This window comes from Wenyingzhuangia aestuarii (genome assembly GCF_011927765.1).
GTDB lineage: Bacteria > Bacteroidota > Bacteroidia > Flavobacteriales > Flavobacteriaceae > Wenyingzhuangia > Wenyingzhuangia aestuarii.
Genome location: NZ_JAATJG010000026.1, coordinates 1 through 7,457 on the forward strand (window position 1 = coordinate 1; position 7,457 = coordinate 7,457).

Genomic DNA, 7,457 nt, shown 5'->3' on the forward strand with positions numbered 1-7,457 from the left:
ATTTTGTATGTCTTCTTTTTTACTCATACAGCAAATTTACAAAAAAAATATTTCAAAAAATCTCGCTCGAAAATATTTGCCAACGGTTTTGGCTATGGTTAGTGTGGGTGTAGAAAATCGAGGATTTTCGGAATTGACACTAAGCTGAAGCCAAATTTTTAGTTTTATTTTTTTGATTGAAAAGCTAAATCAATTTGGATTTAGCGGTCTTCGCAAATATACACCAAACTTCGGGAAAGGAGGGAAGCCCACATTAACTTTAGCCGGTGTTGTAAACTGATTATAGGTCAATTACATCTCCGTCTGTATAGATAATTTGTGTTACACTATAAACTGATTTTCCCATATTTACAATTTCACCTTTGTGATTAATTTTTCTTTTTATTTCGAGGTCACATAGAAGTTTAGTTCCTGTAGAAAATTGAAGATTTTTTGAAACAATTAAATTTCTAAACTGTTTATCTTTTAGAGAAAAAGTGATTAATTCATCATTGTAAATAGCTTTCCAATTCATTCGATTATTTAATAAAACTGGAGAAACAATTTCTAATTCGATTTGACTCTCATATTTTGCATCTACTTTGACGTCATTTACTATGTGTTTTATAAAATCTGAGCGTTTTATTATTTTCTCTTCTTTAATAGGTTGAAAGTCTTTGTTTAAACTCTGTGTCGATATCTTATCTACTTTACTTTCTTGTGAAAGATGTCTAAATAAATTGGATTTAGTAATTATTACTTTGTTTTGAGACGCTATATGTAAAGAGATTAATTTAATAGAGTCTTGAGATATTTCAAGTTCTTTGTTTTTTTCGTTTTTTAGTTTTTGAATTTCTAATCGTATTTTTTCAGTTTCAGCCTTAGCTCTTTCGGTTTCAGCTATTTCATGTTCTGTATGGGCAATTGCTTGTTTTTTTAGGAGATTATCCATTTCACTATCGCTATTTATTTTATGAGCAATAGTACTTCCTAATACAGTTGTAAGAATTCCAGATAAGTATAAACTTCCACCAATTAGAGCTTTTTTCAATTTGTAGTTTGAAATAACTCCACCTTCTTCCAATGCCTGAACTTCAATTGAAAATTCAATACCTAGGTTAAAAGATATTTCTTCTATAATTTTGATTAAATGAGATTCTACTTTATTATGGATTCTTGCATCCATTGAGTGTTCTTCATTATTCAAATAATAGTGAAACTGTAAAAATTCTAATTCGTTATCTTTTATCATAGTGTATCGTCCTGAAATAGGTTGACCTTTTTTTGTGTATTTAAAGGGTTAACAATTCCAGTTTGTTTTTATTTCTTCGGTACGATTTGTAGTTTATATTTTGATTTAAGTGCACGTGTTGCGGAGTGCATAAATCAAGACTACAATGTGGACGAAGATTGTTATAAATATCGACCGCTTTTTTAGTGATCGTTTTTGCTAATTTAAGATTTTTTATGACATGTTTTAGACCATATTCATATTTTAAAGTTCTGTTAATTCTTTCTGCAATTGCATTTTCGTAAGGGTCATATTTTTCGGTCATACTCATGATGATTCCATTCTCTTCGGCAAACTTTGTATAAGTAGGATTACAATACTGTATTCCTCTATCTGAGTGATGAATGATTTTTTGACTAAGATACTTTCTGTTTTTGATAGCCATTTTAAGTGCTTCTAAGCATAGTTCAGTCTTCATGTTGCTGTCTATCTTATATCCCATAATTTGCTTAGAATACGCATCTGTAACGAGTGCCAGGTATGCATGTCCTTTGTCGGTTTTAATATAGGTGATATCGGTTACCCAAAGTTGTTCGGCTCTGGTAGGTACTTTGTCTTTAATTAAGTTTTTGTATTTGTAAAATATGTGTTTAGAATTGGTGGTTGTATGATAGTTTTTGTTTCTCTTAATCAGTAGTTTATGGTTTTTAAGAAGTGTAAAAAACTTATCTCTTCCAATTTTAATTCCAAGGTTTTTAAACTCAGGATTGAGTTCATGATATAGTTTTTTAGCTCCTAAAAACTGTCCAATTTTGTTACGACACTCCTTTACAAGTTTGATGATAATCTGTTCGTTATGTAGTTGCTTTTGATGAATTTTCAAGCGTTTATAGAAAGCTTGTTTACTAATCCCAAAACATTGAGTTAACCATTTTCTTTTAAACGGTTTTGTTTCTTTTTCTGAATCTCGTCTGCTAATGTTTTGGGCAATGACTTTTTTGACAACTCGGCTCCAGTGATGAGTTCCATATTAGCGATGATGTCTTGTTGAAAATCTTTTACGAATTCAAGCTCTTCAATTTTCTCTTTCAATTTTTTGATTTCGTCTTGTTTGCTCATTGCTTTTTTCTTTTGTTCTAAGGTAGAATATTTTTTAATCCAATAATCAATAGAGGATCTTGGAACGTTATATTTTTTAGCAGCAAAATTGGTAGAAATTTGACCATTTTGAATTTGGTCAATGATGAATAATTTGAGTTCAAAACCTACTTTGGTGTACGTTTTTTTTCGGCAGTATTGTTTTTGATGACTTTCCATAAGTGACTAATTATTGGTGAATTTTTAGTCAACCTATTTCAGGATTTTACATTTTGTCATATGTTGCACAACGGTTTTAGCTAGGAAACGTAGCGAGTAAACTAGCAATTAATTTTCAGACTAAAACTACACAAAATAAATAAAACACGGACATTGGGAAAGCACAAACTTAGCTATGTTTTTTAGCTGTTGTTAGTTTATGCAACTTTTCAGATAGAAATGATAAATAGGAGAGAAGAATTTTCCAAAAATCCCCGCAACGGTAAATTCAATGTTTTCAATTTGATGAAATTCATTAATTTAAATAACTGTTTCAAAATCGTGTTGCTACAATAAATTGAACGTTTTGCTTGTAAATATTTATCGATTAAAGACAAATTATCAACGAAGTGATTTTACGTACAGTTCAGCACGTAATTTTATGACACCATTTTTCGTTTATATGAAGTTTTTCAAAAAATTAAAAAAGTAATTATTGAATGATTTTACGTACAGTTCAGAACGTAACTTTAATGACATTAATTTTCGTGTTATGATAAATTTATCAAAGAATTGAGGATATAAATATTATTTATTTCTAAGAACAATTTAACACGTAGCACAAGTATTAAATAATTATCGACTAGAGAAAATTATTCAAAGAATGAATTTTTTTCAATTACTTTTTAGACAGAGAAAATGTGTTTTTTTCGGCTTAAAGAAATGTTTCGTTTTAATTTTTTTTGAGTCAGCACTGGTTTCAAACTCTTAAAATACCGTTCGATTTAAATAACTGCGTAAATTTCGACCAGAAATTTTTGTAGTTGTTTAAACTAACGGTTTTGGCTAGGCTTTGTGCGGGGCGGAAAATCGATAAGATTTTCGAACACGGACTAAGCCGAAGCTTTTTGTTTGGATTTGTTTCTTTTGTTTTCACAAAGCCAAATCAACAAGATTTGGCGACTTAGTAAATATATACACAAAACTTTGAAGTTTGCACAAAACCCGCATGAAGTTTAGCCGGTGTTGTAAAATGTAATTTTAATTTGCGTAAAGTTTCCTTCTACCTAGTTTTATTAATTCATCATACTTTTTTCCAATAATAAAAGTTAATTTTTCAAAATCATTAATAGCTTTAATATATCTTTCAGGCTCAGTTATAGACCATTCTTTGGGGATACTTTGTCTGCTTTCAGTTCTTGTACTTGCATCAAATGTATGTTTTTGAATTAATATATCTAATTCTCTTAATTGTTCTGTAAGAGTGACTCTCATTCCTTCAAGATCTGTATCAATAAATTCAAATTCTGGGAGGAAACATTCTTGTTGGTAAATATATATATCTTCACAAATTTTATCAGGAAATGCACCGTTAATAAAACCATTACTTTTAATAAAAAACAATAAGCCTTTGCTATCTAATAAATTTTGTAGTCTTTCAAATGTTTTTTTATCTAGGTCTAAGTAACTACCATTTGGTAATATATTTCCTTGACTATTTTTTATTTTATCATACCAGTTGTCTCTATGTCTTTTTAATTCTGAAAGAGTGTATTTTTTACCTTTAGGATGGTCAGGATTGTATTGCATAACATCTGCATGACAATCAAAGCATAGTGGAATACAGTTTTCAAAAGAATCTTCTCCACCATCTTTTCTTTGTTTAATATGGTGAAGTTCCATTTTTGTACCACAAAATTTATGACATAGTGAACAATGTCTTCCACAAGATATTAGGGCATCTTCAACAACTTTTCCTCTAAATCCCATTTTTTTATTCTTTATATTTTACAACGGTTTTGGCTAGGATTAGTACGGGATTGAAAATCGACAAGATTTTCGAGAACGGACTGAGCCTAAGCTTTTTGTTTGGATTTGTTTCTTTTGGTTTCACAAAGCCAAATCAACAAGATTTGGCGGACTTTGTAAATATACACAAAACTTTGAAGTAGGACAGGAGCCCGTATTAATTTTAGCCGGTGTTACCTTATCGTATTTTATTTACTGGAACTTTTCGGGAAATAGAAATATTAGCGTTGTTACTGGTTTTAATTATCGAGAAGTTTTAATTTCTTATTTAATATAAAAATCTTTTAAGTTTTTTGAAGTTTCAAAATTCAGCGTTGCTACTTTTTTCAGTTTCAAGGAATAAAAACCTTTCATTAAAAGACTAACTATTTTGTAAGCAAAAATCTCAAAATTCAACGTAGCTACGAATTCATTTTCAGCGTTTTTAAAGTACATTTTTATCTTGTGATATACTTTTATACAAAAGTTTTAAAAATTCAGCAGAGCTACTTAAACAGCAGAATTAAGAACTATTTATCTTCTAGAAAACTATCGTGAAAAGATTTCAGGAAAAATTACTGAACCAACAAGCCATGGAAATTTAAACACGTATGATTGAAAAAGTTTCAAAGCTTAGAAATATTGACTTTTAAAGTTTACCCACACTGATTCCCAAACTTTATTTTTGGAATTTTTTCGACTATGTAAGGTAACGGTTTTGTATAAGATTAGTGTGGGAGATTGATAATCGCTAGATTATCAGCCGAGCACTAAACTTATACTTATTTAGTGTTTTTATCTTTATCGATTTAAAAATAATCAAATAAGTATGAGTGACATTGTAAAGAAGCCAAAAACTTTGGGAAAACGATAAAAACCCACATTAATTTTATACGGTGTTACCTAACGTTTTTTATTTAAATATTGTTAGGTGTAGTGTTTCTGCACAATTTTTTCCAATTCTTTAATAGATTTTTCAAGATGATTTTCAGCAGATCGAATTCCTACTGCCGGATCGAACTTTTGAATTAGTACCAATGTTGTTTTAATTTCACGTGTATTTTCTAGACCTTTTCTTAGATCTTTAATTAACTCATTTATTAGAGAGGAATGTTTGTCTTTTAGTGAATTTTGTATGTCCATTTTATTCGTTTTTTAACATTACACATGACATTTTTATAAGGTTAGTTACGTTGTTTAAGTACTATATTTGTCAGTAATTAATTTTTAACAGTGTTAGCCAAAATTTGTTTTCTTTTATAAATTATTTACGTTTCTGAGAATTTCTTCCAAACTAGTGTCCAAATTTAAGTGCCTTTTTATTATTTTTTCCTTTTTTTTAATCCATGTTTCAAATTGAAACTCTTTGTTTTTAATTCTTATTTTTAATGAGTAATTGATTTTATCTATTTGTATAAAACCTCCTTTATTCTCATTGTGATATTTACTTTTTATTCTATTTTTAATTAGAAAAGAATTAATTCTCTCAAGTAATAAACTTCTTTTATATCTGATTTCTCTATTTTGGATTGTTTGAATAAAATCATTATAATATTTAAAACTTTCAGATTCTTTAAAGTTTGAAGGTAACTCGTTTTGAATATTTTTTATAAAATGACCAATAATCATTTGTTTGAAAATTTTGTTTTTTTCCAAATAACTTTCAGTATTAGATACGTATGCTACTTTTTTTGAAGGTGTCAAGACGATATAAAATATTTGTTTGTCACTATCTTTATATGTTTTAGCGATGTGATGTTTATATGTTTCTAAAGGGTTGTTTAATTTATGATTAATCTTGAATTCAATACATATAACAAATTTATCTGTGTCGATTAAAATATCAATCCTTTTATTATTGTCTTTGTCTTTACTGGTTTTAACTTCTGTTTCAACCTTTACATTAGAAATTGAATTGAACATTAATTGTTGTTCCTTTTCAGTGTTTCCTTGAGAAATCAAAGTGTCTGTTGAGTAAGGGTATTTTTTAATGTCTAATTCGTAAATCTTAGTTTTCAACAATGATTTAATAAATAAATCTCCCAAGCCGTGTACTTCCTTATTTCTAAAAAAGAAAGCTAGTAAATTCGCTATAGGAACTTCTTTGTCATGTACTTCAAGAATTTCTAAATAAGTTTTTTGTAATTCAGGCAGTTTCTTTAGACTTTCTATTAAGGTCATGCATTTAATGTTAGGTAACGGTTTTGGCTAGGCTTTGTGCGGGGCGGAAAATCGACAAGATTTTCGAACACGGACTAAGCCGAAGCTTTTTGTTTGGTTTTGTTTCTTTTGTTTTCACAAAGCCAAATCAACAAGATTTGGCGACCTAGTAAATATACACAAAACTTTGAAGTTAGAACTAAACCCGTATGAAGTTTAGCCGGTGTTGGCAATAGTTTTTATTTAATTTTCATAACATATTCTTTTAACTCTGAGTCAATATCGTTTATTAATTCAATTTCATTTTCAGAGTTTAAATTATCAAAATTTGTTATAATATGCTCCATTATTTTCTTTTCTACTTTTCTGTATTTTTCCATTGTAATTTTCATCAAGTATTCTATGAGTTTAATATATTCTGGTATTTCTTCACTTTCAAAGCAAAATCTTCTTTGTAAACCAACTTTTATACCCCATTTCATTGTCTTTGGAAAAATTTGAAAATATGCTTTACCTAGTTCGTGTTCCGTTTTTCCTCTATGAGCAACGAAGTTATGCCTCATACTCATTAAATTCAGATGAAGTTTTTTTAAATTTTCTAAACTTTCAAAGCAACTTAGTTCAAGTTTTGGGGAATTTGTTGAGCTACTATCAGTAAAACATTTACCATATAAAATTATTATAGTCGTAAATAATGAAGTCCTTATAATTTCATTATTCTCTTTTTGTAACTCTGATAAAGCCTTTTCACAAGTTTCTAAATCAAGAAGTATACTGTAATAAGCCACGTTTTTTTTTTCAAGATGTTGAGGAACTTTGAAAGTCATAGCTTTATTTATATAAGAATCAGTTTTTATATCATTGTCTAATTCTTCTTCTTTTTCTTTTTTGTTCATTTTAATTGTTGCCAACGGTTTTGTATAAAAATCAGTTTGGGAGAAAGGGGCATAGCCTTTTCGAGCGTACTGATTTGACATAGTTTAAAAGTACAGAACTTAGGGAA

Annotated in this window: 7 protein-coding genes; all 7 read right to left on the reverse strand. The window is 28.8% G+C overall.

What is annotated here, in order from left to right; genetic code table 11:
• Positions 1–280: 280 nt before the first annotated feature.
• Positions 281–1,231, reverse strand: coding sequence for a hypothetical protein (locus tag GGR97_RS14895; protein ID WP_167899325.1), 951 nt, complete (start codon positions 1,229–1,231; stop codon positions 281–283).
• A 40-nt stretch (positions 1,232–1,271) separates the two neighbouring features.
• Positions 1,272–2,201, reverse strand: coding sequence for an IS3 family transposase (locus GGR97_RS14900; protein ID WP_167899331.1), 930 nt, complete (start codon positions 2,199–2,201; stop codon positions 1,272–1,274).
• Positions 2,135–2,527 carry a helix-turn-helix domain-containing protein gene (locus tag GGR97_RS14905; protein ID WP_167899326.1) on the reverse strand — a complete coding sequence of 131 codons (393 nt, stop codon included), beginning with the start codon at positions 2,525–2,527 and terminating at the stop codon, positions 2,135–2,137. The genes GGR97_RS14900 and GGR97_RS14905 overlap by 67 nt, the downstream gene beginning before the upstream one ends.
• A gap of 1,020 nt (positions 2,528–3,547) precedes the next feature.
• Complete coding sequence (locus GGR97_RS14910) at positions 3,548–4,276, reverse strand: HNH endonuclease (RefSeq protein WP_167899327.1); 729 nt, start codon at positions 4,274–4,276, stop codon at positions 3,548–3,550.
• Positions 4,277–5,221: 945 nt separating this feature from the next.
• A complete protein-coding gene (locus GGR97_RS14915) occupies positions 5,222–5,437 on the reverse strand; it encodes a hypothetical protein (protein ID WP_167899328.1) in 216 nt (71 codons plus the stop codon).
• A gap of 114 nt (positions 5,438–5,551) precedes the next feature.
• The gene (locus GGR97_RS14920) at positions 5,552–6,475 is read right to left on the reverse strand and encodes a PD-(D/E)XK nuclease family protein (protein ID WP_167899329.1); all 924 of its coding nucleotides are present in this window, start codon (positions 6,473–6,475) and stop codon (positions 5,552–5,554) included.
• Between the two features lie 218 nt (positions 6,476–6,693).
• On the reverse strand, positions 6,694–7,431 hold the full coding sequence (locus GGR97_RS14925) for a hypothetical protein (protein ID WP_167899330.1): 738 nt from the start codon (positions 7,429–7,431) through the stop codon (positions 6,694–6,696).
• Positions 7,432–7,457: the final 26 nt, after the last annotated feature.

What these genes read in the sequence shown, in the direction of transcription:
- GGR97_RS14895 (WP_167899325.1), bottom strand. Translation starts at nt 1,231, where the DNA reads ATGATAAAAGATAACGAATTAGAATTTTTACAGTTTCACTATTATTTG.
- GGR97_RS14905 (WP_167899326.1), bottom strand. Translation starts at nt 2,527, where the DNA reads ATGGAAAGTCATCAAAAACAATACTGCCGAAAAAAAACGTACACCAAA.
- GGR97_RS14910 (WP_167899327.1), bottom strand. Translation starts at nt 4,276, where the DNA reads ATGGGATTTAGAGGAAAAGTTGTTGAAGATGCCCTAATATCTTGTGGA.
- GGR97_RS14915 (WP_167899328.1), bottom strand. Translation starts at nt 5,437, where the DNA reads ATGGACATACAAAATTCACTAAAAGACAAACATTCCTCTCTAATAAAT.
- GGR97_RS14920 (WP_167899329.1), bottom strand. Translation starts at nt 6,475, where the DNA reads ATGACCTTAATAGAAAGTCTAAAGAAACTGCCTGAATTACAAAAAACT.
- GGR97_RS14925 (WP_167899330.1), bottom strand. Translation starts at nt 7,431, where the DNA reads ATGTCAAATCAGTACGCTCGAAAAGGCTATGCCCCTTTCTCCCAAACT.